A 25880-nucleotide genomic window follows, 5' to 3' on the forward strand; every position below is an offset into this window, starting at 1 on the left:
CGGCCGGGACAGGCGCCCGTCCGGGACGCCACCGGCCGAGCCCGCCCCGCCGCCCCGATGGCTCAGCGTGGCGGGCGCGCACCGAAGCGCGCTCCTAATGTGGCGATTAGTCAGCTCTGTCCCCCATTTCCGGAGGAGCACGCCATGTCCCTGCGAACCGCTCTCACCCGTATCGGCATAGTCGCCGCCGGCGGCGCTCTCGTCGTCGGCGCCGCGAGCCCCGCCCTCGCCGGTGACGACTGGGGCCACCACGACGGTCACCACCCCAAGTTCTACAAGGGCCGCGTCACCGCGCCCGGCGGACTGAACCTGCGCGACAAGCCGACCCGCGGCAGCGCCGTCATCGGCTTCGCGCACTACGGCAAGGTCGTCTCCATCTTCTGCAAGACGCCCGGCGAGAACGTCAAGGGCAACAACCTGTGGTACCTCCTCGCGGACGGCACCTGGGCCTGGGGAACGGCCCGCTTCATCGACAACATCGGCCCGGTGCCCCGCTGGTGCTGAGGGCACCCCGGGGAGGCCGGCCTCCGGCCCGCCAGGAACACCGGTACAGCCCGATTGTCGCGACATAACAGGACATCGGGCGATCGGCTTGCTAACTTCCGGACATGCTCTCGCCCGGAACGACAGCGCAGGCCGACCCGCCGGCCCCCGTCGTACCCCTCCCCCGGCGCCGTGGCATCGAGTTCACCCTCATCGTCGTGGCCGTCCTGCTCTCCGTGTACGGCTACTGCGACGTCGGCCTCGCCAGGACCGGATCCGTCCCGCCCGGCGCCGCCGGCTACGGCGCCGGGCTGGGCGTGCTCGCACTCCTCGCGCATCTCGCGGTGCGCCTGCGCGCCCCCTGCGCCGATCCGCTGCTGCTGCCGATCGCCGTTCTCCTCAACGGCCTGGGCCTGGTCCTCATCCACCGGCTCGACCTGGAGACCCCGGCCGACCGGGCGGCGCCCACCCAGCTCGTCTGGTCGACGCTGGGCGTGGGCCTGTTCATCGCGGTGGTGGTGCTCCTGCGCGACCACCGGGTGCTCCAGCGCTACACGTACGTGTCCGTCGTGGCCGCGCTCGTCCTCCTCGTGCTGCCGATCTTCTTCCCCTCGGTGAACGGCGCCCGGATCTGGATCAGGGTCGCCGGATTCTCCATCCAGCCGGGCGAGTTCGCGAAGGTCCTGCTCGCGGTGTTCTTCGCCGGCTACCTCGCCGCCAACCGCAACGCCCTCGCGTACACGGGCCGTCGCATCTGGCTGCTCCAACTGCCCACCGGGCGCGTGCTCGGCCCGATCCTCGCGGTCTGGCTGCTGAGCGTGGGCGTCCTGGTCCTCGAACGCGACCTCGGCACCTCGCTGCTCTTCTTCGGCCTCTTCGTGATCCTGCTGTACGTCGCCACGGGCCGCACCGGCTGGATCGCGGTGGGGCTGCTGCTGGCCGCGTGCGGGGCCTTCGCCGTCGGCTGGCTGGAGCCGCACGTGCACAGCAGGGTCGAGGACTGGCTGCACCCGTTCGCGTCGGTCGAGGCGGGCCTCGGCCCGAACCAACTCGTCCAGTCCCTCTACGCGTTCGCCGCCGGCGGTTTCCTCGGCACCGGACTGGGCCTCGGTCACTCCACCCTCATCGGCTTCGCCGTCAAGTCGGACTTCATCCTGGCCACGGCGGGCGAGGAGCTGGGCCTGGCCGGCCTCTCCGCGATCTTCCTGCTGTACGGACTGCTGGTCGAGCGCGGACTGCGGGCGGGCCTCGCCGTCCGCGATCCGTTCGGCAGGCTGCTCGCGGTCGGGCTCGCCTCGATCGTCGCCCTCCAGGTCTTCGTGATCGCGGGCGGCGTGACGGGGCTGATCCCGCTGACCGGGATGGCGATGCCGTTCCTCGCTCAGGGCGGCTCCTCCGTCGTCACCAACTGGATCATCGTGGCCCTGCTGATCCGCCTCAGCGACTCGGCACGCGGCCGGTCCGAGGAGGAGCGGCACGACAGGAAGGCAGCGCCATGACGGGGAACGGCCGCCCGATGACCAGGTACATCCGCCACGCCGCCGCCTTCTGCGCGCTCCTCCTGCTCGCCCTCCTGGTGAACGCCGCACGCCTCCAGATCGTCCAGGCCCGCACGTACGACGAGAGTCCGGCCAACCGCCGCCACACGATCGCCCGCTACGGCCAGCCGCGCGGCGACATCCTCGTTGGCGGCAGGGCCGTCACCGGCTCCAGGGACTCCGGGGAGCAGTTCCGCTTCGAACGGACCTACCGGGACGGCCCGTTGTACGCGCCGGTCACCGGCTTCGCCTCGCAGGTGTACGGGACGGCCTTCCTGGAGGGTGCCGCGGACGGGGTCCTGGCGGGCACCGATCCGTCACTCACGCCGATCCCTCTGTGGAACGACCTCACCCGGGCTCGCAGCCCCGGCGGCCACGTGGTCACGACGCTCGATGCGGCGGCGCAGCGGGCGGCGTACGCCGGGCTCGGTTCCCGGCGGGGCGCGGTGGCCGCGCTCGAACCGTCCACCGGGCGCATTTTGGCGCTGGTGTCCACCCCTTCCTACGACCCGGGTGAGCTCTCCGGGACGGACGCGGAGGTGGGCCGGGCATGGGCGCGGCTGAACGGCGCGGCGGACCGGCCGATGCTCAACCGGGCGGTGCGGCAGACGTATCCGCCGGGCTCGACCTTCAAGGTGGTCACGGCCGCGGCGGCCCTCGACGCGGGCGTGGTGCGCGATGTGGACGCGCCCACCGAATCGCCGGACCCGTACCGGCTGCCGGGCAGTTCGGTGCGGCTGACGAACGAGGTGGAGGGGTGTGCGAACGCGTCGCTGCGCTACGCCTTCGAGTGGTCGTGCAACACGGTCTTCGCCGGACTCGGTGTGGAGGTGGGTCTGGCCGCGATGCGGTCCAAGGCCGCCGAGTTCGGCTTCAACGACCGGAGGCTGGGGATTCCGTTCCGGGTCTCCCCCAGCACCTTCGACACCCGGGTGGACGACGCACAGCTCGCGCTCTCCTCCATCGGCCAGTACAACACCCGTGCCACGCCCCTGCAGATGGCGATGGTCGCCGCGGCCGTCGCGAACCACGGCTCGGTCCGTACGCCGCACCTGGTGGAACGGACGACCACGGGCGACGGCGACACGGTGTCCACCACCGGGCAGCGCACCCTCCGGCAGGCCATGAGCCCCGCCACGGCGGTCCGGCTGCGCGAGATGATGACCGACGTGGTGCGGGAGGGCACCGGCACGAACGCCGCCATTGCCGGTGCCACGGTCGGCGGCAAGTCCGGCACGGCCCAGCACGGCGTCCACAACTCCGGTACGCCCTACGCCTGGTTCATCTCCTGGGCCCAGGCCGAGGACTCCATGGAGCCGGCGGTGGCGGTCGCGGTGGTCGTCGAGGGGTCGGCGGCCGACCGGGGCGGCATCAGCGGCGGCGGGGACGCGGCGCCGGTCGCCCGGGCCGTGATGGAGGCCGTGCTCGACCGGTGAGACGGGGGTGGCGCCCCGCCCGCGGCCCGACCTAACGTTCGGTCATGACTCAGCCCAAGGCCGCGTACGAACTCGCCCAGGTGAACATCTCGCGACTCCAAGCTCCGCTGGACTCCCCGCAGTTGAAGGACTTCGTCGACGCCCTCGACCCGGTGAACGCGGTCGCGGACGCCGCCGACGGATTCGTCTGGCGGCTGCAGAGCGACGAAGGCAACGCGACGGACGTGTCGGTATTCGGCGACGACTGGCTGATCATCAATCTAACGGTGTGGCGGGACACCAACGCCCTCACCGCCTTCATGTACCAGGGGCAGCACCGGGAGCTCCTCGCCCGGCGCAACGAGTGGTTCGAGCGGATCCGGGAGGCGATGACCGCCCTGTGGTGGGTGCCGGCCGGGCACCGGCCGACGGTGGCCGAGGCGGAGGACCGGCTGCTGCACCTGCGGGCGCACGGGGCCACGGAGTACGCCTTCACCCTGCGGACGTCGTTCCCGCCCGGCCCGGGCGAGGCACTGCCCACCGGGGCCCCGCTGCCGGCCGCCGCCCCGCCGCAGGCCGCGGCGGAGGCGGCCCGCACGCTCCCCGGGCTGGAGTGCCCGGTCTAGTACCTGTCGCGGCACCGGGCCGCGGCGGGGTTCAGGACTCCGCCCCTGCCCGGATCGCCTCGCCCACCTCCGCGACCCGTACCTGTTCCTCCGCCGCGAAGCGTTCCGCGTCGAGCTTCTCGGCGAGTTCCTCGTCCTGGGCCATGAGGAGGTCGAGGCTGGAGTCGCCCATGTCGAAGACCCCCATGTCGACGTAGGCCTGCTGGAGGCGCTTGCCCCACAGGCCGATGTCCTTGACGCAGGGGACGATCCGGGAGAACAGCAACCGGCGGAAGAGGGCGAGGAATTCGGACCGCTCGCTGTACTCCTCGGCCTCCGCCGTCGGGATGCCGAAGTTCTCCAGGACCTCGACCCCGCGCAGGCGGTCCCGCATCAGGTAGCAGCCCTCGATGACGAACTCCTCGCGCTCGCGCAGTTCGGCGTCGGAGAGCTGCTGGTAGTAGTCGCGCAGCGCCATGCGGCCGAAGGCGACGTGCCGCGCCTCGTCCTGCATGACGTACGCGAGGATCTGTTTGGGCAGTGGCTTGTCGGTGGTGTCCCTGATCATGCCGAACGCGGCGAGGGCCAGCCCTTCGATGAGGACCTGCATGCCGAGGTACGGCATGTCCCAGCGGGAGTCGCGCAGGGTGTCGCCGAGCAGCGACCGCAGGTTGTCGTTGACCGGGTAGAGCATCCCGATCTTCTCGTGGAGGAAGCGGCCGTAGATCTCCGCGTGGCGGGCCTCGTCCATCGTCTGGGTCGCCGAGTAGAGCTTGGCGTCCAGGTCGGGCACCGACTCGACGATGCGGGCCGCGCAGACCATGGCGCCCTGTTCGCCGTGCAGGAACTGGCTGAACTGCCATGAGGCGTAGTGCTTGCGGAGTTCGCCCTTGTCGCGGTCGTTCATCTTGGCCCAGTACGGGGTGCCGTAGATCGACATCGACTCGTCGGGGGTGCCGAGCGGATCGCAGGGGTCCACCTCCAGGTCCCAGGCGATCCGTTTCCGGCCGTCCCACTGCTTGTCCTTGCCCTTCTGGTAGAGGGCGAGGAGGCGGGCGCGCCCTTCGTCGTACTCCCAGCTGAAGCGTGCCGCGCCGGTCGCGGGCACCTGCCAGAGGGGCGCTCCGGGGTCCTTGGCGTACAGGTCGTAGGTCGGCATGTCTCGCAGGCTCCTACGTAGTAGACGACGGGTCAACAAGTTGCGCGGAGGGGATTGACGGGCTTGCTGACAAGCAGTCTCATAAGACGTGACCGGCGGTAACTCCGTCGACTTCCGGTACGACGAGGTACGACAAGGTGGGCACAGCCATGACGACCGTGACGGAGGACAGCGCCATCGAGGGGCTGCGTGACGCCCTCGGCCTGCTCAAGGACCGGGAGCAGGTGGCCCAGCGGCTGCTCGACTCCTCCGCGAAGCACTCCTTCGACCCGGACGAGGAGCTGGACTGGGACGCGCCCTTCGAGGACGGCAAGTGGTTCTGGCCACCGGAGCTCGTGTCGCTCTACGACACACCGCTGTGGAAGCGGATGCCGGAGGACCAGCGGATCCTGCTGTCCCGGCACGAGGCCGCGGCACTGGCCTCGCTGGGGATCTGGTTCGAGATCATCCTGATGCAGCTGCTGGTGCGGCACATCTACGACAAGGCGGCGACGAGCGCCCACGTACGGTACGCGCTGACCGAGATCGAGGACGAGTGCCGGCACTCGAAGATGTTCGCCCGGCTGATCAGCCGGGGCGGCACGCCCCACTACCCGGTGAGCCGGGCGCACCAGAACCTGGGCCGTTTCTTCAAGACGGTGTCCACGACCCCCGGTTCGTTCACGGCCACGCTGCTGGGCGAGGAGGTGCTCGACTGGATGCAGCGGCTCACGTTCCCGGACGAGCGGGTGCAGACCCTGGTCCGCGGGGTGACGCGGATCCATGTGGTCGAGGAGGCCCGGCACGTCCGGTACGCGCGGGAGGAACTGCGCCGCCAGATGGTGACCGCGCCGCGCTGGTCGCAGGAGTTCACCCGGGTCACCTCCGGCGAGTTCGCCCGCGTCTTCTCGGTCGCCTTCGTCAATCCCGACGTCTACACCAACATCGGCCTGGACCGGCGTGAGGCCATGGCGCAGGTGAAGGCGAGCGGACACCGCCGGGAGATCATGCAGACCGGCGCGAAGCGCCTGACGGACTTCCTGGACGACATCGGAGTACTGCGGGGCCCCGGCCGCCGCCTGTGGAAGTCGTCGGGCCTGCTGGCCTGAAGCCGGAGGACCGGGGCGCAGCCCCGTCTTTTGGGGGCGCGGGGAACCGCCCGCCCGGCCCCCGCCGCCCCGCACCCTCCCACCGGCCCCCGNACCCCGCACCCCCGGGCCGGGTTACGCTGCGAGGCATGACCTCGGAGGCCCCCACACGCGCGTACCGGCGGCTCAGTGTCGAGGAGCGACGCAGTCAGCTTCTCGACGCGGCGCTGTCGTTGTTCGCGGTGCGGGCACCTGAGGACGTCTCCCTCGACGACGTGGCGGAGGCGGCGGGCGTCTCACGACCGCTGGTGTACCGGTACTTCCCCGGCGGCAAGCAGCAGTTGTACGAGGCCGCGCTGCGGTCGGCCGCGGAGGAGCTGGAGCAGTGCTTCGCGGAGCCGCCGGACGGCCCGCTCACCCGGCGCCTGTCCAACGCGCTGGACCGCTACCTCGCCTTCGTCGACCAGCACGACGCCGGGTTCAGCGCTCTGCTGCAGGGCGGCAGCGTCGTCGAGACGTCGAGGACCACGGCCATCGTGGACGGCGTACGACGGGCCGCCGCCGAGCACATCCTGAGCCATCTGGACACCGAGGAGCCGGGGCCCCGGCTGCGGATGACCGTCCGGATGTGGATCACGGCCGTCGAGGCCGCCTCGCTGATCTGGCTGGACGAGGAGAAGGAGCCCGCGCTGGACGAGCTGCGCGACTGGCTCGTCGAGCAGTTCGTGGCGTGCCTGGTGGCGACCGCCGCCCGCGACGCCCAGACCGCGGACGTCGTACGGGCCGCGCTGGCGCTGGAGTCCGCGGACGGCCCGATGGGTTCGCTGGCCCGCAGCGTCCTGCCCGTGGTGGGCGACGCGGTGCACCTGCTGTGACGGCACGGCCTGTGCCGCCTGCCGGTCCGTCGTTTGTGACACTGACCCCGTGAAGAGCGAAGAGACCCCCTTCGAGGGCGGCCCCCTGGACGGCCGTGTGCTGCCGATCCTGCTCGGCCCGACCGGGCACCCGCCGAAGGTGTACCGGGTCCCGGTGCCGGACGCCGCGGGCGGCCCGCCCACGGTTCTCGTCTACCGCCGCGTGCAGGCGGGCGCGAGCAGGCGGCTGGGCCTGCACCAGGGGTGGAAGTACGAGTACGACCCCACCGGCGCGAGCGGCAGGCTCAGATGGCCGTGGTCCAAGCCGGACCCGGCACCGGAACCCGGGCCGGGCACCGGGGCGGGCGACGGGCCGGACGCCACGCCGGACGGCAAGCCGTAGGACTCCGACGAGTGACCTCGTTGGGCCGAACCGCCCACGGTCGGCGCGCGCGGGTCGCGCGGGCGTCTGATGCTCGCGGTGCGGAGGAGCGGAAGGGCCGCCCCGCACCGGAGGTGATGACGTGTCAGGAAGGCTTCTGCGGCTGGTCTGTACGGCGGCGATCGCGGCCGGCGCGGTCCTCGTGCCCGTACCGGCCTCGGCCGTGCCCGAACCAGGCGAGAGCTTCGCACCCGACCCCGCCCGCAGTGCCGTCCCGGAGCCCGGCGACGACGCCGCTCCTGAGCCGGACGACGGTCCCGCGCCCGAGGGCGGGCGGCCGGAGGCCGAAGGCGGGCGGTCGGTGGCCGAGTTGCTGGCCGAGCTGCAGCGGCTGTACCGGGAGGCCGAGGAGGCCACCGAGGCGTACAACACGACCGAGGAGGAGCTGAAGCGGCGGCGGGCCGAGGTCGCGAAGCTCAACGGACGGCTCGCGGCGGCCCGGCTCTCCCTCCAGGACAGCCGCGGCGCCGCCGGACGGCTCGCCCGCCAGCAGTACCAGGGCACGAGTGAGATCTCCTCGTACGTCCGGCTGCTGCTCGCCCGTGATCCGCAGCACGCGCTCGACCAGGGTCAGGTGATCCGGCAGGTCTCGCAGGAGCGTGCCGGGACGGTCGAGCGGCTGGCGGGCAGCGAGCGGAGGACCGACGGGCTGGCACGCCGGGCCCGCGCCGCCCTGGACGTCCAACTCACCCTGACCGAACGCCGGAAGAAGGACCGCGACCTCGTACGCAAGCGGCTCGGGGACGTGGAGGAACTGCTCGCCTCACTGACCGCCGAGCAACTGGCGCGGGTGGCCGAGCTGGAGAAGGCCGACGTGGCCGAGGCGCAGGACGAGCTGGTGGCGTCCGGCGCGCTCAGCAGCACGCGCAGGCCCACCCGGCAGGGCGACGAGGCCCTGCGCTACGCCGTGGAGCAGATCGGCAAGCCCTACGAGTGGGGCGCCGAGGGCCCCGACTCGTACGACTGTTCGGGGCTCACGTCACAGGCGTGGGACAGCGCGGGCCACACCATCCCCCGCACCAGCCAGGAGCAGTGGGCCCGGCTGCCCCACGTCGAGCTGGACGAACTGCGCCCCGGCGACCTGGTGGTCTACTTCCCCGAGGCCACCCACGTGGCGATGTACCTGGGCGACGGAATGGTCGTGCAGGCCCCGAGACCGGGCGCGCGGATCAAGGTCTCGCCGATCGCGGCCAATCCCGTCCTGGGTGCGGTACGGCCGGACCCGGACGGGGAACCCCTGCGCCGGTACGCGCCGCCGAAGCTCCCCGAGGGCGCCCGGGACGGCTCGGACGAGGGCTACAGCGCCCCGTGAGGGGACGCGTGGCCCCGGCCGAGCCCCGCCGCGCACAGGGAGCCGGTCCTCAGCCGCCCGCCACGGAGGCCAGGTACGCCTCCGTCTTCTCGGGCTCGTAGAAGAAGTTCTCGAAGTCCGAGGGGTCGTTGAACCCGTTGGCGAAACGATCAGCCACCGGAGGAAGCTGACCCGCCGCGCCGATCAGGTTGAGGACGTGCTCCGGCGGGGCGCCGAGCATCGCGTTCGTCCACTTGGTGACGTGCTGGGCCGTGTCCCAGTACCGCTCGAACGTGCCCCGCATCCACGTCTCGTCGAACTCCTCGTCCCCGTGGGCGAGGATCGAGCCGAGGTAGGAGGCCGCGCACTTCGACGCCGAGTTGGAGCCCTGTCCGGTGATCGGGTCGTTCGCCACGACGACGTCGGCGACGCCGAGGACCAGGCCGCCGCCGGGCAGCCGGCCGACCGGGTTGCGGACGGTGGGCGCGTAGCGTCCGGCCAGCGTGCCGCCCGCGTCCGTGAGCTCGACCTTGGTGGCCCTCGCGTACTCCCACGGCGTGAACCGCTCCATGAGTTCCAGGGTCAGGGAGAGGTGCTCGGCCGGGTCCTTGACACCCTGGAAGACGTCCAGCGGGCCGCCGGGTATGCCCTCCCAGAAGAGGATGTCCGCCCGGCCGGAGGTGGTGAACGTGGGCATGATGAACAGTTCGCCGACACCGGGGACGAGGTTGCAGCGGACCGCGTCGTGGTCCGGGTGCTCGGGGCGCGGGCCGAGCCCGTGGACGTACGCGACGGCCAGCGCGCGCTGGGGTTCCGTGTACGGGGAGCGTGCGGCGTCGCGGCCGAACATCGAGACCAGCTCGCCCTTCCCCGCCGAGACGAGGACCAGGTCGTACGTGCGGGCGAAGAAGTCGAGGTCGGAGACCGCGGCGCCGTGGATGACGAGCTGGCCGCCCCGCTGCGCGAACGTCTCCATCCAGCCGGCCATCTTCACGCGCTGGTCGACCGACTGCGCGTACCCGTCGAGCCTGCCCACCCAGTCGATCGCACGCTGGGTCGGCCCCGGGTCGTGCGAGCCGGGGACCGCGACCGAGACGCCGAGCCCTTCGATCTTCGGGGCCTGGGACTCCCAGAAGTTCAGCTGGAGGTCGCGCTCGTGCTGCAGTGCCGTGTCGAACATGCACTGGGTGGACATGACGCGGCCGGTCCGGATCTCGTCCGCCGTCCGGTTGGACATCAGGGTGACCTCGTACCCGTTCGACTGGAGTCCGAGGGCGAGCTGGAGTCCGGACTGGCCGGCTCCGACGACGAGTATCTTCCGCATGCTGGTCCTCACTCTGCGTACGTCTTGTTCGGGGCTGACGCCGGGTGGTGCCGGGCTATCCGGGACTGACGTCGAGCGCGTGCCCCACCAGCGCCAGCAGTGTCTCGATCACCGAGAACCGGTGGCGCGCGTCCATGATCATGACAGGTATGTGCGGGCGGATCGTGAGCGCCTCCCGTACGTCCTCCGGCTCGAACCTCTCGCTGCCGTCGAAGTGGTTGACGGCGACGACGTACGGCAGCCCGCAGCTCTCGAAGTAGTCGAGTGCCGGCCAGCAGTCCTTCAGGCGCCGGGTGTCGGCGAGGACCACGGCGCCGATCGCCCCGCGCACGAGGTCGTCCCACATGAACCAGAACCGCTGCTGCCCCGGCGTTCCGAACAGGTACAGCACCAGGTCGTCGTCGAGCGTGATGCGGCCGAAGTCCATGGCCACCGTGGTGGTCGTCTTCTCCGGCGTCGAGCTGAGGTCGTCGGTGCCCTCGCTCGCCTGCGTCATCAGCGCCTCCGTCTGGAGAGGCGTGATCTCCGAGACGGAGGTGACGAGCGTCGTCTTGCCCACGCCGAAGCCGCCCGCCACCACGATCTTCGTGGCGATCGGGGCGCGCGTCCGGTCCTTCTGCCAGGCCTTCAACTCCTCGTCGGGCTCCACCACTTCGGGGAACCCGGACGACCGGGAGACGTCCGGGACGTGGGAGACGTCAGAGACGACGGAGTCCACTCAGCACCCTTTCCAGCAGTGCGCGGTCCGGCTGTCCCGGGCCGTGACCTGTTCCGTACACGCGGATCTTTCCCTGGTCCGCCAGGTCGCTGAGGAGCACCCTGACCACACCGAGGGGCATCTTCAGGAGGGCGGCGACCTCGGCCACCGTACGCATCCGGCGGCAGAGTTCGACGATGGCCCGCATCTCCGGCATCACCCGGGTGGAGAGTGAACCGTTCTCCAGCTCACGGCGCTCCGGCGGGGCTTCGAGCGCCGCGACGAACGTCTCGACGAGCAGCACGTGCCCGAAGCGCGTGCGACCGCCGGTGAGCGAGTAGGGGCGTACGCGGGCGGGCTTTCGGTCGCCGCCGCGGACCGGGAGTCTGGGCGTGCCGCTCGCGTCGCTCACCGGGCCGCCTCCATCGTCGTGGCCTCCAGCGACTGCCGCAGCTCGCTGCGGAGTTCGGGAGTCAGGACGTGTCCGGCGCGGCCCACGAAGAGCGCCATGTGGTAGGCGACGACGCTCATGTCGCAGTCCGGGGCGCCGTGCACGCCGAGCAGCGAACCGTCGCTGATCGACATGACGAAGAGCCCGCCGTCCTCCATCGCGACCATCGTCTGCTTGACGGCGCCGCCGTCCATCAGCCTGGCCGCGCCGATGGCGAGACTGCCGATGCCGGAGACGATCGTGGCCAGGTCCGCCGCGGAGCCCCGCGGGCTCGTGGGTCTCCCGGTGTCCCGCCGGGCCTGCGCGTTTCTCCCGGGGTCGGAGGAAAGCAGCAGCAGGCCGTCGGAGGAGACGACCGCGACCGACAGGAGGCCCGGCACCTCCTCGACGAGGTTCGTCAGCAGCCAGTGCAGATTGCGGGCTTCATGGCTCAGTCCGAAGGTACTGGACGCGGTCAACTGCTTGCCTCCTCGACTGTGTCCCCCTTGGTTTCTACGGCATGTGCGGTCGGTGTCTGCAGCTCCGACGTCTGTTCGGCGATCTCCGCTTCGACCTCGCGGCGGCCCTCGCTCGCACCCCGGTGGAATCCGCCGAGCCTGCGGCGCAGCGCCTCGGCGTCCACGGACGTCCGGCGGGGGCCCGCGGCCGGGGCGGGCGTGGAGATCTTCGGGGTCCGCTTGGGCAGCCCCTTGTCGGTGACCCGCTCGGCCGGTTCGGGCGACGCGGACGGCTGCGCCCCGTCGGGGACACGCTCGTGGGCGTCGGGTCCGATGGCGTAGGGGTCGGCGGCCGTCTGGGCGGGGAGCCGGATCGCCGGGGCGCCGGGCGGGACGCCGGGTCCGGGCTCGTGGGCGCCGGTTTCGGCCCCGGTCCGGGCATCGCGGGGCCGGGAGGGCTCGTCCACCGGCGGCACGGGCGCCATGAGCACCATGGTCGTCTCGGGACCGGTTGCCGCGGAGGGCTCGGAGCCGCCGGGGATGCCGGGGGCACCGAGGACCTCGGAAGTCCCGGCTGATTCGGCGGAGTCGGTGGAGGCCGTGGAGTCGGCGGAGTCGGACTGCTCGACGGAGTCTGCGGGCTCGACGGGCTCGGCCGATCGGGCGGGCTCGGCGGCATCCCACGGTTCGGGAAGGCCCGTCCGCCCGGACTGCTCCGCGGTCCCGGACTGCTTCTCGGTCCCGGAGTCCGCCGCGGAGCCTTCGCCCGCGGGCTTCGCGGGGGGAGTCTCGCCGCGTGCGGCCTCCCCGGTGACGCCCGGCGTCTCCGCTTCCGGCGCGTCGAGGTCCCGCAGCGAGTCCTCCGCCGCCGAGATCAGCGGGTCGCGTCCCGAACGGGCGTACAGCACATTGGAGTTGACCTCGGCGTCCGCGCCCGGCAGGGACATCGCCGCCGCGCCCCCGGGGGTGCGGGCCGTGGTCGCCGGCGGGACGGCGACGGCCGGAGCGGCGGCGAGCATGGCCTTCGGCAGGACGACGACAGCGGTGACGCCCCCCTGCTTCTGCTCGCGCAACTGCACCCGCACGCCGTGCCGGTGGGCGAGCCGGGCCACCACGTACAGGCCGAGCCCGAGGCCCTCGCCGCTCTCCTCGTCGTACGCGTCCTGCGGGTCGAAGGCCGAGAGGCGCGCGTTGAGCCGGTCGAGCCGCTCGCTGGTCATGCCGATGCCCTCGTCCTGGACGGAGAGCATGACCTCGCCGCTCTCCAGGAGCCAGCCGGAGACCTCGACGGGGATGTCGGGCGGCGAGAAGGAGGAGGCGTTCTCCAGGAGTTCGGCCACCAGGTGGCTGATGTCGTCGGCCGCGAACCCGGCGAGGTGCGCGTGCGGCGGCAGCGCGGCGATGCGCACCCGCTCGTACCGCTCGATCTCGCTGACGGCCGCGCGGACGACGTCGACCAGCGGGACCGGCCCGGGGTGCTGGTGGCCGTGCTCCGCGCCCGCGAGGACCAGCAGGTTCTCGCTGTGGCGGCGCATGACGGTGGCGAAGTGGTCGAGCCGGAAGAGGGTGGCGAGACGGTCGGGGTCCTGCTCGCGCTCTTCGAGGCCCTCGATGACGCCGAGCTGTCGCTCCACGAGGCCCAGGGTGCGCAGGGCCAGGCTGACGAAGGTGCCGTGGATGCTCTGCCGGACCTGCTCCAGGTGGGCGGTCGCCTCGGCGAGTTCGGTACGGAACCTGTCGCGTTCGTCGGCCATCTTCTGGCGCTGGCCGATGAGGTGCTTGCGGTCGCCCTCCAGGGTGGCGAGCCGCTCGTTGAGCGCGAGGGCGTGCGCGTGGAGCGTGTTGACGGACCGTACGACCTGGGCGAACTCGTCGTTGCGGCCGGTGAACCTGACCGGCTCCCCGGTGCCCGGTTCCGCGGCGAGGCGGGCCGAGCCGAGGCGCAGGACGGCCAGCGGGCGCGTGAGGGAGCGGGCCATCCCCGTGGAGACACCGACGGCCAGCAGCATCAGCGCGCCGAGGACCGCGATACGGATCTCCAGCCCGGTGACGTCGTCGTCGCGCCACTGGGCGAGTTCCTTGGCGCGCTGGGTGTTGAGGGACGCCTCGACACCGCGCATCAGCTCCACGCGGGCGGAGAGTGCCGCGTCCAGTTTCTTGGTGCTGGTGGCGAGTTCGGAGTCGGAGAGGGTGGGCTGGTCGGCCAGGGCCGCGAGGTACTTGTCGGCGGACGTGACGTCGGGCCCGTTCACCGTGGAGTCGTACGAGGTGCGGTCCGCCTTCGGTGCCGTGCCGCCGAAGTCGGCCAGGGCCGCCTGCTCACGGACGTGTGCCTGCTGCGCGGCGGCGGTGAGCGCGTCGCGCTGCTTGCTCTCGGCGGCCGACGACGTGGTGGTCGTCGTGGGCAGGCCCGTGATCGGGTCGGTGGTGGTCCGGGTGGTCGTGGGGACGTTCAGCGCCGCGAGGAGCAGGCCGCGGGTCGCGGCGGCCTGCTGGACGGCGGTGTCGAGGTCGGCGAGGGCGTGCGCGCCGGAGCCCGCGCGGGGCGGGAGCTCCTCGGCCAGTTCCTCGGCGAGACCGTGGAGTTCGGTGAGTACGGCCGAGTACGCCCGGTGCGCTTCGAGGGCGCTGCTCTCCCCGGTGAGCGCCGCCCTGCGGACGGCGGCGATTCCGTCGAGTGTCTTCAGGAAGGCCGCGGGGGCGTCCGCGTCGACGGCCTCGGCGCGCAGTTCGTCGACCTGGCGGTCCACGCGGGCGCTGCGGCGTTCGGAGGGGCCTGCGCCGTCGGGGCGGCCGGCCGCGAGATAGGAGGTGACCTCGTCGCGTTCGTCGGCCAGCGAGTGGGCGAGGGCCAGCGCGTCCTGGGTGCGCTCGGCGAGCGTCACCAGGTTCTGGGAGTCGTTCAGCTGCCCGGAGGCGGCGATCACGGACGGAGCGCCCGCTCCGGCGATCGCGGCGGCCACGACGGCGACGGCGACGATCAGCCGACTGCGTACGCGGGCGGGGCGGCCGCGTCCCGCGGGGTCCGAAGTGCCCTGCGGTGCCGGTGGGTTCGGTGTGTGCCCGGAGGCTTCACCCGAGGCCGGCTGCCTGCCTTTGCGACGGGGCCGCATCTTCTGCACCGGTGCTCGCATTCTTGACTCGTGTCCCCATGGGCCCGGGTGACTGTCCGTCAACTCGCGTGTCGTCCCGGTACGGCTCCCGACCCTCCCAGTGCCGGTGGGCAGTGGTCGCGCATCGCCTGACCCGCCACACGAAGGAGTGAACATCGCCGGGGAGCGGCCCGGCAAGTTCCCGTGGCGGGTGCGACACCCTTGCGCGGCAGGCCGGTTGGACGTCCACGACGACCGGTGGCAAGATTCGCCGCCACGCTTCACCGGAGTCGGTGATTCCATCTCAAAACAGGCGTCTGACCTGCTGGTCCAGGTCAATTCGGCGACGGTTGCCAGCCTTTGGCGAAGCTTGTGAAGGGCTCGTGCAGACTGGCCGGATGCGCTCGGAACTGATCTCGGTACCCGGTGACCCCGCCCGCCCCGACGAGGACTACGCGTCGGTCGTACTTCCGGCTTCCGGACAGGGCGGTTCGATCGTCGTCCTGGACGGCGTGACGCCTCCCGCGACCGATCACGGCTGTCTGCATTCCGTCCCCTGGTTCACCGCCCGGCTGGGCGGCGCGCTGACCGAACTGTCCGTTTCACGGCGGGATCTGACGCTCACCGAGGTCCTGGGGCACGCCATCGCGCGTACCGCCGACGTTCACCGGGCCACCTGTGACCTTTCTCACCCGCGCACCCCTCAGGCGACGGTGGTGCTGGCCCGCTGGTCGTCCGAGACCGTGGAGTACCTGGTGCTGTCCGACTCGACGCTCCTCGTCGAGTCCTCCTCGGGCACGGTCACTCCCGTCCTCGACGACCGCCTCTCGCGCGTCCCGCGGGCCGCCCTGGCCTCGCACGCCGAGACCGACGCGACCCTGCGCAACAAGGAGGGCGGCTTCTTCACGGCCGCGGCGGACCCCTCGGTGGCGGCCCGCGCCGTCACGGGCACCCTCCCCCGCGCCGAGGTGCGCGCCCTCGCCGCGCTCACCGACGGCGCGACCCGCTGGGTGGAGAAGTTCGGGGAGGGCGACTGGGCCGCCCTGTCGGCCCTCGTCCGCAAGGAGGGCGGCCAGGCCCTGGTCGACCGGGTACGGGCCCTGGAACTGGCGGACGAGGAACGGGTGTTCCTGGGCCGGTCGAAGCGGCATGACGACGCGACGGTCGTGTACGTGGAGCTGTGAGCGGGCGCCACGAGCGCGCGGGGGCCGCCCTTCAGGGGTGCGGGGCCGTGCCGTGTGCGGGGCCGTGCCGTGTGCGGCTCCGCCGCGGGGCGCCTCTCCGGGGGCGCGGAACTGCGCGACCGGCCGGAACCGGTCGGCGGCCGCCGGACAGCCCTGTACCCGGCGGTCCCTCAGCCCTGCTCCACACCCCGGTTCAACCGACGCAGCAACCGGGCCAGCTCGGCCACTTCCTCGCTGTCCCAGCTGGCAAGCTCCCGCACGTACCGCGCCCGCCGGGCGTCCCGCACCGTGCGGAACCGCACCCGCCCCTCCTCCGTGAGGTGGACCAGCCAGGCGCGGCCGTCCGCCGGGTCGGGTTCGCGGGCGACGAGCCCCAGTTCCTCCAGGGCGCGCAGCTGGCGCGACATCGTGGCCTTGCCGACGCCGATGTAGGCGGCGAGCTCGGTGGCGCGCTGCCGGCCGCGTTCCTCCAGACGTACGAGGAGGCCGTACGCGGAGGACTCCAGGTCGGGGTGGACCTCGCGGACCATCTCGCCGGAGGAGGCACGGGCACGCCGCAGGAGAACGGTCAGTTCGCGCTCCAGGGCCAGGAACTCCTGGTTCACGGCGCTCCGGTCCACATCACTCCCCGGGCCGCCGGATCCCGCCCGGTGCCCCTCGCCGTTCCCGCCCTCGTGCACGTCAGCACCCATGACCCGGTTTTCCCGATCCTGAAAGTTCCGCCAAAGACCGCCATTGCCGCAGCTGGGCCAGTATTTCGCAGGAACGGACCAGCGGCAGCCTCCGGGCCCCTCGCCCACTCCTCACCCGCACTCGTCCGCTCCTCATCCACAGGCGCGGCTTCCCCGGCGTCACGATATGTCATGCCCATGCCGTACACGTCGGAGCCGGACTGGCGAGTCGGCTCCGAAACGGCCCACTGCTCGTGCCGCCGCCCGCGAGCGGGGGCTGCGGGCTGCGGGCTGCGGACTGCGGACTGCGGACTGCGGACTGCGGACGCGAAACGGCCCGGGCTCCCTTCATCGGGGAGCCCGGGCCCTCTCATCCGGTGGCGTCCGTCACGCCGCCACCGGAACCTCCGTCGCCGCGCCGTTCGTCGCCGGCGCGAGCGCCAGTTCCAGGACCTGGCGGACGTCCGTCACCGCGTGGACGTCGAGCTTCTCCAGGACCTCGGCCGGGACGTCGTCCAGGTCGGCTTCGTTGCGCTTCGGGATGACGACCGTGGTGACGCCCGCCCGGTGCGCGGCCAGCAGCTTCTGCTTGACCCCGCCGATCGGCAGGACCCGGCCGGTGAGCGAGACCTCACCGGTCATCGCCACGTCCGTCCGGACCAGGCGGCCGGACAGGAGCGAGGCCAGGGCCGTCGTCATCGTGACACCCGCGCTCGGGCCGTCCTTCGGGACCGCGCCGGCCGGGAAGTGGATGTGCACGCCCCGGTCCTTCAGGTCGGCGACGGGCAGTTCCAGCTCGGCGCCGTGCGAGCGGAGGAAGGACAGCGCGATCTGCGCCGACTCCTTCATCACGTCGCCCAGCTGGCCGGTGAGGGTCAGACCCGACGCGCCCGTCTCCGGGTCGGCCAGCGACGCCTCCACGAAGAGGACGTCACCGCCGGCGCCCGTGACGGCGAGGCCCGTCGCCACACCCGGCACCGCCGTGCGGCGCTCGGCCGGGTCCTGGGCGGACTCGGGCACGTGGTGCGGCCGGCCGATCAGCCCGCGCAGTTCCTCGTCGGTCACCGTGAACGGCAGTTCCCGCTCGCCCAGCTCGTGCTGCGCCGCCACCTTGCGGAGCAGCCGTGCCACGGACCGCTCCAGATTGCGGACGCCCGCCTCACGGGTGTACTCGCCGGCCAGCTTGCGCAGCGCGCTCTCGTCGAGGGTGACCTCGTCCTTCTCCAGACCGGCCCGCTCCAGCTGGCGCGGGAGCAGGTGGTCCCGTGCGATGACGACCTTCTCGTCCTCGGTGTATCCGTCGAGCCGCACCAGTTCCATGCGGTCGAGCAGCGCCTCCGGGATGGCCTCCAGCACGTTGGCGGTGGCCAGGAACACCACGTCGCTCAGGTCGAGCTCGACCTCCAGGTAGTGGTCCCGGAAGGTGTGGTTCTGGGCCGGGTCGAGGACTTCGAGCAGGGCCGCCGCAGGGTCGCCGCGGAAGTCGGAGCCGACCTTGTCGATCTCGTCCAGCAGGACCACCGGGTTCATCGACCCGGCCTCCTTGATGGCCCGTACCACCCGGCCGGGCAGCGCGCCGACGTACGTACGCCGGTGGCCGCGGATCTCCGCCTCGTCCCGTACGCCGCCGAGGGCGACCCGGACGAACTTGCGGCCCATGGCGTGCGCGACGGACTCGCCGAGGCTGGTCTTGCCGACGCCGGGCGGGCCCACGAGGGCGAGCACGGCGCCGCCGCGACGGCCGCCGACGACACCCAGCCCCCGGTCGTTGCGCCGCTTGCGGACCGCCAGGTACTCGGTGATCCGCTCCTTCACGTCGTCCAGTCCGGCGTGCTCGGCGTCCAGGACCGCCTTGGCCCCCTGGATGTCGTACTCGTCCTCGGTGCGCTCGTTCCACGGGAGTTCCAGCACGGTGTCGAGCCACGTGCGGATCCAGGAGCCCTCGGGCGACTGGTCGCTGGAGCGCTCCAGCTTCTCGACCTCCTTGAGCGCGGCCTCGCGGACCTTCTCGGGGAGGTCGGCTGCCTCGACACGCGTGCGGTAGTCGTCGGACTCCTCACCCTCGGCGTCGCCGTTCAGCTCGCGCAGCTCCTTGCGCACGGCGTCCAGCTGGCGCCGCAGCAGGAACTCCCGCTGCTGCTTGTCCACACCTTCCTGTACGTCCTTGGCGATGGACTCGGCGACGTCCTGCTCGGCGAGGTGCTCGCGCAGCTGCTCGGTGGCGAGCTTCAGCCGGGCCACCGGGTCGCTGCTCTCCAGGAGCTCGACCTTCTGGGCGGTCGTCAGGAACGGCGAGTAGCCGGAGTTGTCGGCGAGCGCGGACACGTCGTCGATCTGCTGGACGCGGTCCACGACCTGCCAGGCGCCGCGCTTCTTCAGCCAGTTGGTGGCCAGCGCCTTGTACTCCTTGACCAGCTCGGTCACGGCGCCGGGCAGCGGATCGGGCACGGTCTCCTCGACCTGCACGCCCTCCACCCACAGGGCCGCGCCCGGCCCGGTCGTACCGGCGCCGACACGCACCCGGCCGCGGCCGCGGACCAGGACGCCGGGGTCGCCGTCGGCGAGCCGTCCCACCTGCTCGACCGTGCCGAGCACCCCCGTGTTCGCGTACGTGCCGTCGATACGTGGAACAAGCAGCACCTTCGGCTTGCTTGCCCCACTGACACCACCGGAACGCGCGGCGGCCTGGGCGGCCTCCACGGCGGCGCGTACATCGGCGTCGTTCAGGTCCAGGGGCACCACCATGCCGGGCAGCACGACCTCGTCGTCGAGCGGCAGCACAGACAGAGTGAGCGGTGCGGACGTCAAAGTCATGATCTCCCCTTCGGCATTCAAGTTGAGCTATGCCGACTCAATGCACGAGGGCTGCCGATTGTTCCCCCAGCCCTGTTCGCTGTGAGCGATCACTTCTGTCGAGCCGACCCGGTCGACCCGTATCGTCCACCTCGGTAACGACTGCAGCGCTTGTTGACCTATTACGAGGTGGGCGTGAACGAGATCGTGCGGGCCTGGGTGGACGGATGGGTCGTCTCGCGCGGGGCGGCGCCGCCGGTGGCCGAGCCCTGGGGGTACACGGTGGACGTGGGCCAGGAGCAGCACGTCACCCGGCATGTGCTGGGCGCGACGGAGGAGCGGGTCGAGGAGGCCACGGTCCGGAAGGTCGCGGAGGCGGTGACCGGGGCCGGCGTGTGGCTCAAGGTGTTCGCGGAGCCCGCCCGCGTCGCACCCTGGCTCGGAGACGACTGGTGGGTGAATCCCGAGCCCGGGTATCTGATGTCGGCGCCCCTCACCACCGATCCCGCACCGCCCGTGCCGGACGGCTACCGGCTGCGCACCTGGTCCCGGGGCGGCGTCACCCGCGTACTCCTCGCGGACGCGGACGGTGCGTGGGCCGCGCGCGGGCAGATCGCCCCGACCGGGGCCACGGCGGTCGCCGACCAGATCGGGACGGCACCCGCACACCGGCGCAGGGGCCTGGGCCGCTTCGTCATGCGGACCCTCGCGCACGCCGCGGCCGTCCGGGGCGCGCGGACCGGCGTCCTGGCGGGAACGCCGGAGGGGCGGGCCCTGTACGAGTCGCTGGGGTGGAGCGTGGAGGCGCGGCTGACGAGCGCGAGGTTCACGGGCGGGGACCACGCGGCTTCCCGGGACGGGGGCTGAACGTTCCGCAGGATCCCGGCGTCACAGGTGCGTCGTCGGATTCCTTCCGGCCGTCTGCCTCGGGGGCGTCATGCGGACCACACCGTTGTTGCGACTGCTCGTCGTGCTGGCTCTGTTCACCGGAACCGCCGCGTGCGCCGGGAAGGGGGGCGACCCGGGCGCGGCACACGATCCGGAACGGACCATGGAGCGCGCGCGTCAGGTCTCCGACGCGTGGGCGGGTTCGGAGGCCGCCCGGATCTGGCGCGAGGGGTACTTCCCGCTGGACGACCCGGTCCAGCTGCCCGAGGGCGCCTTCCGCAACCAGGCCGACAAGCGCGCCTACGAGGCCCAGAACTTCGAGCTGCGCGGCCCGCTCCCCGGGGCCCCGCCGAAGAGGAAGGGGGAGGTCCGGTGGCGGAGCGGCGGCTCGCTCCCCGTTGCCGTGTCCTCCGCACGGGCCGCCTACGAGAAGCTCGCCCAAGGCGGGGACGTGGGCCACTCTCTCGTCGTGACCGGCGCCCGGCTGGGCCGGATGACCCTCTCCACCGGCCGGGGCCCGGCCTCCGTGCCGGCCTGGCACTTCACCGTCGCGGGGTACGACACCCCGCTCAGGCGTGTCGCGGTCGGGCCCTCCAAGCTTCCCCGGCCGCCCGTCAAGCCCGTCGCGGAGGCCTCGGACGCGCTGTATCCGCTCTACGGGCTGACCGCGGTGTCGCGGGACGGCCGCACCGTCACGCTGCGGGCCCATCACGGCTCCTGCGACGAGGGCCCGGCGGTGGACGTGCTGGAGTCCGGCGACAACGTGGTGTTCTCCGGCTGGATCCGCGACCGCGCCGAGGGCATGTGCACGGACGATCTGCGGATGAAGAAGGTGACGGTGAAGCTGGACCGCCCGGTGGGCGACCGCCTGCTTCTCGACGCGTTCACGGGCAGGCCCGTCCCCCACGACGCCGCTGCGGGATTCCCGGCCCCGTCCTGGAGCTGACACCCGAGACCGGGCCCAGGAAGCATCCGGCCAGGTCCGCGACCTGAGGCGCCGCGAGTGAGGGCCGCGGTGCCACGTGCTCTCAGGACGGGGTGGGCGAAGCCGGTGCCGCAGGCCCGCGGGAGCGCCGCACCAGCGGCCAGGCGGCCACCCCGAGGGCCAGCGCCATCAGATGGCCCCAGTTCGTCAGGGGGTCCGTGAAGGCGATCAGGTCGTCGGCGACCGTCCAGCCGGACACCGCGAGCAGCGTCCAGCGCGGCAGGGGCGGCAGGAGCCCGGCGAGCGCGCCCACGCTCGCGGCGACGCCGAAGCTGATGCCGTAGTCGTAGCGGTGGAGGGAGCTCTCGGGGAGGTGGCCGACGAGGACCGCGAGGCCGACGGGTACCTCGGTGGCGAGGGTCGCCACCGCGTGCCCCATCAGGAAGACACCCGCTGTACGCCATCCGCCGATCCGCCGCTCCAGCGCCGTGAGCACCAGCAGGAACGCGATCACGTACACCGAGGTGATCCCGCCGGCGACCCACAGCGCGCTGGCGACCAGCACGTGCACCGGGGACTGCGCCAGGTGCGCCACATCCGTGCTCGACCCCTGGAGCACCCGGTCCACCAGGCCGGCGTCGGCGTACTCGGTGAACAGCGAGGTCAGGGCGAGCACTACGGCGTACCCGAAGGTGAAGGGGGTCGTGGTGGGACCGGGGAGCAGGCGCGGTGGCCACGCGCGACGCCGTCGCGGACCGGTCCCGGGCTTCCCCTCGGTGGCGCGCGAACCCCGGACGGCGCGGCACGGTCCCCGGCCGGCGGCCGAGGCGCCCCCGCCGACGACGCCCCGCTGCCGGGGCACCGCGTCGAGCCCGCGCACGACGGCACCGTCCGGCCCGGGCGTGCCCGTGTCGTCCGGTCCGGCCGGGGTGCGGTCGCCCGGCCCGGACGCGCTGTCGACGTCGGCGTCCGCCGCCGAGGACGCGCCCGTCGCACTCCGTTCCACGTCCGGGACTCCTTTCGTTCCACCCCACCCTCGGCGCACGCGATCACGCTGTCCATGGCAGAGGCCCCGTGCGAGCCGATTCACAGCGGTTCGACAGGCCGCCCACGTCCCGGTCGGAGGTGCTCCATGCGGCACGGGCCCGCCGCCCAGGCCCTCGGCGCCGGGCCACTCGGCCTCGCGGCACGGCGAAAAACGACTGCCCGGCCCCGGGGAAATTGCCAGGATGGGCCCATGACCGCCTCGTACGACGCTCCGCACGGCAGCCCCGAAGTCATCGACCGCCGCGAGGGCCCGTACGGCGAGGTCGTGCTGCGCCGCCACGGCGGAGTGCTGCAGATCATCTCCAACGGCTGTTTCCTCATGGACACCTCCGACGGGCGGTCGGAGAGACGGCTGGTCGAGGCCGCGCTCGGCGCGCTGGACGGGCGCACCGGGCCCGAGGTCCTGATCGGCGGTCTCGGCGTCGGCTTCTCCCTCGCACACGCGGCGGCCGAACCGCGCTGGGGCCGGATCGCGGTCGTCGAGCGGGAGCGGGCCGTCATCGACTGGCACCGGGCGGGGCCCCTCGCCGAGCTGTCGGCCCCGGCGTTCGGGGACCCACGGACAGAGATCATCGAGGTCGATCTCGTCGCGTACGTCAATGAGACTTCCGCCACGTACGACGCGCTGTGCCTCGACATCGACAACGGGCCCGAGTGGACCGTCACGGAGGGCAACGAAAGCCTCTATTCGGAGGCCGGACTCGCCGCGTGCGCACGGGTGTTGAGGCCCGGCGGGGTACTCGCTGTTTGGTCGGCCAATCCTTCGCCTGGTTTCGCGCGTAGCTTGCGGAATGCCGGGTTCCGTCGGGTGCGTACCGAAGAGATCCCCGTTGCCCGGGGCGTTCCGGACGCGGTGCATCTCGCGGTAAGGCCTGGATAGCCGAGCGGCCGTCACTGCCCGTACCCTGCTGCTCTGACGCCGATCATTCAAGCGTCAAGCGCAGTCATGGAATCACCCCACTGGTTCCGGAAAGCACACTCAGGGGCGGGCGATGGAGCAGACACACACCTCGCACAACGGCACGGCGGCCACGCCGGGCGCTCAGCGCCGGGTGCTGGTGGTCGAGGACGATCCCACGATCGTGGACGCCATCGCCGCCCGGCTGCGCGCCGAGGGGTTCCTCGTGCAAACAGCCGGTGACGGACCGGCCGCCGTCGACACGGCCGAAGCGTGGCAGCCCGACCTGCTGATCCTCGACATCATGCTGCCCGGCTTCGACGGCCTCGAGGTCTGCCGCCGGGTCCAGGCGGCCCGTCCGGTGCCGGTGATGATGCTCACCGCCCGCGACGACGAGACGGACATGCTGGTCGGACTCGGCGTGGGCGCCGACGACTACATGACGAAGCCGTTCTCGATGCGCGAGCTGGCCGCGCGCGTGCACGTGCTGCTGCGCCGGGTGGAGCGGGCCGCGCTGGCCGCCTCCACGCCGCGCTCCGGCATCCTGCGCCTCGGCGAACTGGAGATCGACCACGCGCAGCGCCGGGTACGGGTGCGCAGCGAGGACGTCCACCTCACGCCCACCGAGTTCGACCTGCTGGTCTGCCTGGCGAACACACCGCGTGCGGTGCTCTCGCGCGAGCAGCTGCTCGCCGAGGTGTGGGACTGGGCGGACGCGTCCGGCACCAGGACCGTGGACAGCCACATCAAGGCGCTGCGCCGGAAGATCGGCGCCGAGCGGATCCGTACGGTGCACGGTGTGGGCTACGCGCTGGAGACCCCGACGCCGTAGTGTCGGGCACCCTGGTTGAGGGGGCGGAAGTGATGAGCGGTCTCGGTGTGCCACGCAGGAGCGCGAAGGCGGGTGCCGGACCGGGCCCGCGCACGGGCAAGGGCCCGGGTGCCGGCAGGAGGTCGAGCGCGGTCTCGGGCACCGGCTCCGGTTCGGGTTCCTGGGGCGACGTACGGCCCTTCTCGATCAAGACGAAACTGGGGACGCTGGTCGTCGTCTCGGTCTTCATCACCACCGGTCTGCTGATGATCGCCGTGCGCACCGAGACGGAGCTGCGGTTCATCACGGTCTTCTCGATGATCGCGGCGCTGCTGATCACCCAGTTCGTGGCGCATTCGCTGACCGCTCCGCTGGACGAGATGAACACCGTCGCGCGGGGCATCTCGCACGGCGACTACACCCGCCGTGTCAGGGGCGCCGACCGCCGTGACGAGCTCGGCGACCTGGCCCAGACGATCAACCGCATGGCCGACGACCTGGAGGCCCAGGAGCGTCAGCGCAAGGAGCTCGTGGCGAACGTCTCCCACGAGCTGCGCACGCCCATCGCGGGCCTGCGGGCGGTCCTGGAGAACGTCGTGGACGGTGTCTCCGCCGCCGACCCCGAGACGATGCGCACGGCCCTGAAGCAGACCGAGCGGCTGGGACGGCTCGTGGAGACACTCCTCGACCTCTCCCGCCTGGACAACGGCGTCGTGCCGCTGCGCAAGCGCCGCTTCGAGGTGTGGCCGTACCTGTCCGGCGTGCTGAAGGAGGCCAACATGGTGGCCTCCGCGCGCGCGGGCATCGCCTCCGGCTCGGGCAGCCACACGCGCACGGACGTCCATCTGCACCTCGACGTGTCACCGCCCGAGCTGACCGCGCACGCGGACCCGGAGCGGATCCACCAGGTCGTCGCCAACCTCATCGACAACGCGGTCAAGCACAGCCCGCCGCACGGCCGCGTCACGGTGAAGGCCCGGCGCGGCGACTGCCCCGAGTCACTGGACCTCGAAGTGCTGGACGAGGGCCCGGGGATCCCGCGCTCCGAATGGCACCGGGTCTTCGAGCGGTTCAACCGCGGCGGGGTCGTCGCCCCGCACGGCCCGGGCAGCGACGGCGGTACGGGTCTGGGGCTCGCGATCGCCCGCTGGGCGGTCGATCTGCACGGTGGCCGGATCGGCGTGGCCGAATCCCAGGGTGGCTGCCGGATCCAGGTCACTCTTCCGGGAGTGCCTTCGCTGGACAGGTTGACGTAGGGTTCGAAGCAAGAGCCCAAGATCCACGTGATCGGGCAGCAGGACACGTGTCAGCGTGCGTTCCTCGCACGGGGACTCGGCCTTTCGCGATCGCGGTCCTGAGCCGACGCGTCCGTTCCGCATCGGAACCTGGCTTGTTTCCCGCCATTTCCAGCACCGAAACACGCTTTTCGATGTGACTTACGCGACGATGGCCAGGCCCGGCCTGACCTAGGCGGTCCGGGAGGCGTAGCCTTTATTCCCGCTGTCCATCACCTTGTGAAGCGGAAGAGGGCGGTTGCCGCCGTGTCGCCACAGTCCCCCAGTAACTCGAGCATCTCGACCGAGGACCAGGCCGGGAAGAACCCCGCCGCCGCGTTCGGTCCGAACGAGTGGCTCGTCGATGAGATCTATCAGCAGTACCTCCAGGATCCGAACTCGGTGGACCGAGCCTGGTGGGACTTCTTCGCCGACTACAAGCCGGGCGGCGTAGCCGCGTCGGCTCCGGCGGGTACCGCCGCCGCGGGGGCCGCGGGCACCACCACCCCGGCGAAGGCGGCTCCGGCCGCTCCC

General features: G+C 72.1%; 24 protein-coding genes. 15 read left to right on the forward strand and 9 right to left on the reverse strand.

Annotation, left to right across the window (positions count from 1 at the left end; translation table 11 throughout):
* Positions 1 to 144: 144 nt before the first annotated feature.
* The 4 genes from KUF83_RS32855 (at position 145) to KUF83_RS32870 (ending at position 4062) form a co-directional block, all read left to right on the forward strand.
* Entirely contained in the window at positions 145 to 504 is a 360-nt protein-coding gene (locus KUF83_RS32855) for an SH3 domain-containing protein (protein WP_217458664.1), read from the forward strand.
* A 104-nt stretch (positions 505 to 608) separates the two neighbouring features.
* A complete protein-coding gene (locus tag KUF83_RS32860) occupies positions 609 to 1982 on the forward strand; it encodes an FtsW/RodA/SpoVE family cell cycle protein (RefSeq protein WP_217458665.1) in 1374 nt (457 codons plus the stop codon).
* Between the two features lie 17 nt (positions 1983 to 1999).
* Entirely contained in the window at positions 2000 to 3457 is a 1458-nt protein-coding gene (locus KUF83_RS32865) for a penicillin-binding transpeptidase domain-containing protein (protein WP_217458666.1), read from the forward strand.
* 44 nt (positions 3458 to 3501) lie between these two features.
* Positions 3502 to 4062: a DUF3291 domain-containing protein gene (locus KUF83_RS32870; RefSeq protein WP_217458667.1), complete on the forward strand. Its 561-nt coding sequence runs from the start codon at positions 3502 to 3504 to the stop codon at positions 4060 to 4062.
* Positions 4063 to 4093: 31 nt separating this feature from the next.
* On the opposite strand, the gene KUF83_RS32875 is transcribed toward KUF83_RS32870, so the two are convergent.
* Positions 4094 to 5200, reverse strand: a complete 1107-nt coding sequence (locus KUF83_RS32875) for a ferritin-like domain-containing protein (protein ID WP_217458668.1) — start codon at positions 5198 to 5200, stop codon at positions 4094 to 4096.
* A gap of 149 nt (positions 5201 to 5349) precedes the next feature.
* On the opposite strand from KUF83_RS32875, the gene KUF83_RS32880 reads away from it, so the two are divergent.
* The 4 genes from KUF83_RS32880 to KUF83_RS32895 all read left to right on the forward strand — a co-directional run bounded on the left by KUF83_RS32880 (position 5350) and on the right by KUF83_RS32895 (position 8875).
* Positions 5350 to 6288 carry a diiron oxygenase gene (locus tag KUF83_RS32880; protein WP_217458669.1) on the forward strand — a complete coding sequence of 313 codons (939 nt, stop codon included), beginning with the start codon at positions 5350 to 5352 and terminating at the stop codon, positions 6286 to 6288.
* Positions 6289 to 6416: 128 nt separating this feature from the next.
* Positions 6417 to 7142: a TetR/AcrR family transcriptional regulator gene (locus KUF83_RS32885; RefSeq protein WP_217458670.1), complete on the forward strand. Its 726-nt coding sequence runs from the start codon at positions 6417 to 6419 to the stop codon at positions 7140 to 7142.
* A gap of 49 nt (positions 7143 to 7191) precedes the next feature.
* Entirely contained in the window at positions 7192 to 7524 is a 333-nt protein-coding gene (locus KUF83_RS32890) for a hypothetical protein (RefSeq protein ID WP_217458671.1), read from the forward strand.
* A 121-nt stretch (positions 7525 to 7645) separates the two neighbouring features.
* The gene (locus KUF83_RS32895) at positions 7646 to 8875 is read left to right on the forward strand and encodes an NlpC/P60 family protein (protein ID WP_217458672.1); all 1230 of its coding nucleotides are present in this window, start codon (positions 7646 to 7648) and stop codon (positions 8873 to 8875) included.
* A gap of 49 nt (positions 8876 to 8924) precedes the next feature.
* On the opposite strand, the gene KUF83_RS32900 is transcribed toward KUF83_RS32895, so the two are convergent.
* Genes KUF83_RS32900 through KUF83_RS32920 form a run of 5 tightly spaced genes read right to left on the reverse strand, consistent with a single transcriptional unit; the run spans position 8925 to position 14897 of the window.
* Positions 8925 to 10178, reverse strand: a complete 1254-nt coding sequence (locus tag KUF83_RS32900; protein WP_217458673.1) for a styrene monooxygenase/indole monooxygenase family protein — start codon at positions 10176 to 10178, stop codon at positions 8925 to 8927.
* Positions 10179 to 10233: 55 nt separating this feature from the next.
* The gene (locus KUF83_RS32905; protein ID WP_217458674.1) at positions 10234 to 10896 is read right to left on the reverse strand and encodes an ATP/GTP-binding protein; all 663 of its coding nucleotides are present in this window, start codon (positions 10894 to 10896) and stop codon (positions 10234 to 10236) included.
* Entirely contained in the window at positions 10877 to 11287 is a 411-nt protein-coding gene (locus KUF83_RS32910) for a DUF742 domain-containing protein (protein WP_217458675.1), read from the reverse strand. The genes KUF83_RS32905 and KUF83_RS32910 overlap by 20 nt, the downstream gene beginning before the upstream one ends.
* Positions 11284 to 11784 carry a roadblock/LC7 domain-containing protein gene (locus KUF83_RS32915; protein WP_217458676.1) on the reverse strand — a complete coding sequence of 167 codons (501 nt, stop codon included), beginning with the start codon at positions 11782 to 11784 and terminating at the stop codon, positions 11284 to 11286. The genes KUF83_RS32910 and KUF83_RS32915 overlap by 4 nt, the downstream gene beginning before the upstream one ends.
* Positions 11781 to 14897 carry a nitrate- and nitrite sensing domain-containing protein gene (locus tag KUF83_RS32920; RefSeq protein WP_217458677.1) on the reverse strand — a complete coding sequence of 1039 codons (3117 nt, stop codon included), beginning with the start codon at positions 14895 to 14897 and terminating at the stop codon, positions 11781 to 11783. The genes KUF83_RS32915 and KUF83_RS32920 overlap by 4 nt, the downstream gene beginning before the upstream one ends.
* Before the next feature lie 356 nt (positions 14898 to 15253).
* Here KUF83_RS32920 and KUF83_RS32925 point away from each other — a divergent pair, with 356 nt between their 5' ends.
* A complete protein-coding gene (locus tag KUF83_RS32925) occupies positions 15254 to 16039 on the forward strand; it encodes a hypothetical protein (protein WP_217458678.1) in 786 nt (261 codons plus the stop codon).
* 170 nt (positions 16040 to 16209) lie between these two features.
* Here the strand turns inward: KUF83_RS32925 and KUF83_RS32930 are convergent, their stop codons facing one another.
* On the reverse strand, positions 16210 to 16719 hold the full coding sequence (locus tag KUF83_RS32930; protein WP_217458684.1) for a MarR family winged helix-turn-helix transcriptional regulator: 510 nt from the start codon (positions 16717 to 16719) through the stop codon (positions 16210 to 16212).
* A 378-nt stretch (positions 16720 to 17097) separates the two neighbouring features.
* Entirely contained in the window at positions 17098 to 19524 is a 2427-nt protein-coding gene (gene lon / locus KUF83_RS32935) for an endopeptidase La (protein ID WP_217458679.1), read from the reverse strand.
* A gap of 174 nt (positions 19525 to 19698) precedes the next feature.
* Here lon and KUF83_RS32940 point away from each other — a divergent pair, with 174 nt between their 5' ends.
* The gene (locus KUF83_RS32940; protein ID WP_217458680.1) at positions 19699 to 20370 is read left to right on the forward strand and encodes a GNAT family N-acetyltransferase; all 672 of its coding nucleotides are present in this window, start codon (positions 19699 to 19701) and stop codon (positions 20368 to 20370) included.
* A 70-nt stretch (positions 20371 to 20440) separates the two neighbouring features.
* Complete coding sequence (locus tag KUF83_RS32945) at positions 20441 to 21337, forward strand: hypothetical protein (protein WP_217458681.1); 897 nt, start codon at positions 20441 to 20443, stop codon at positions 21335 to 21337.
* An 82-nt stretch (positions 21338 to 21419) separates the two neighbouring features.
* Here KUF83_RS32945 and KUF83_RS32950 read toward each other — a convergent pair whose 3' ends face one another.
* A complete protein-coding gene (locus KUF83_RS32950; RefSeq protein ID WP_308403233.1) occupies positions 21420 to 22322 on the reverse strand; it encodes a rhomboid-like protein in 903 nt (300 codons plus the stop codon).
* Between the two features lie 231 nt (positions 22323 to 22553).
* Between KUF83_RS32950 and KUF83_RS32955 the strand changes: the two genes are divergently transcribed.
* From KUF83_RS32955 to KUF83_RS32970, 4 genes are all read left to right on the forward strand, one after another.
* Positions 22554 to 23243 (forward strand): spermidine synthase, encoded by a 690-nt coding sequence (locus KUF83_RS32955; protein WP_217458682.1) that lies wholly within the window; start codon positions 22554 to 22556, stop codon positions 23241 to 23243.
* A gap of 112 nt (positions 23244 to 23355) precedes the next feature.
* The gene (locus tag KUF83_RS32960; RefSeq protein ID WP_055509869.1) at positions 23356 to 24093 is read left to right on the forward strand and encodes a response regulator transcription factor; all 738 of its coding nucleotides are present in this window, start codon (positions 23356 to 23358) and stop codon (positions 24091 to 24093) included.
* Between the two features lie 32 nt (positions 24094 to 24125).
* Entirely contained in the window at positions 24126 to 25328 is a 1203-nt protein-coding gene (locus tag KUF83_RS32965; protein WP_254644716.1) for a HAMP domain-containing sensor histidine kinase, read from the forward strand.
* A 285-nt stretch (positions 25329 to 25613) separates the two neighbouring features.
* Positions 25614 to 25880: hypothetical protein (locus KUF83_RS32970; RefSeq protein ID WP_217458683.1), on the forward strand; the 267-nt coding region annotated here is incomplete at its 3' end.

It is taken from the genome of Streptomyces sp. BV286 (assembly GCF_019090165.1).
Taxonomy (GTDB): Bacteria; Actinomycetota; Actinomycetes; order Streptomycetales; family Streptomycetaceae; genus Streptomyces.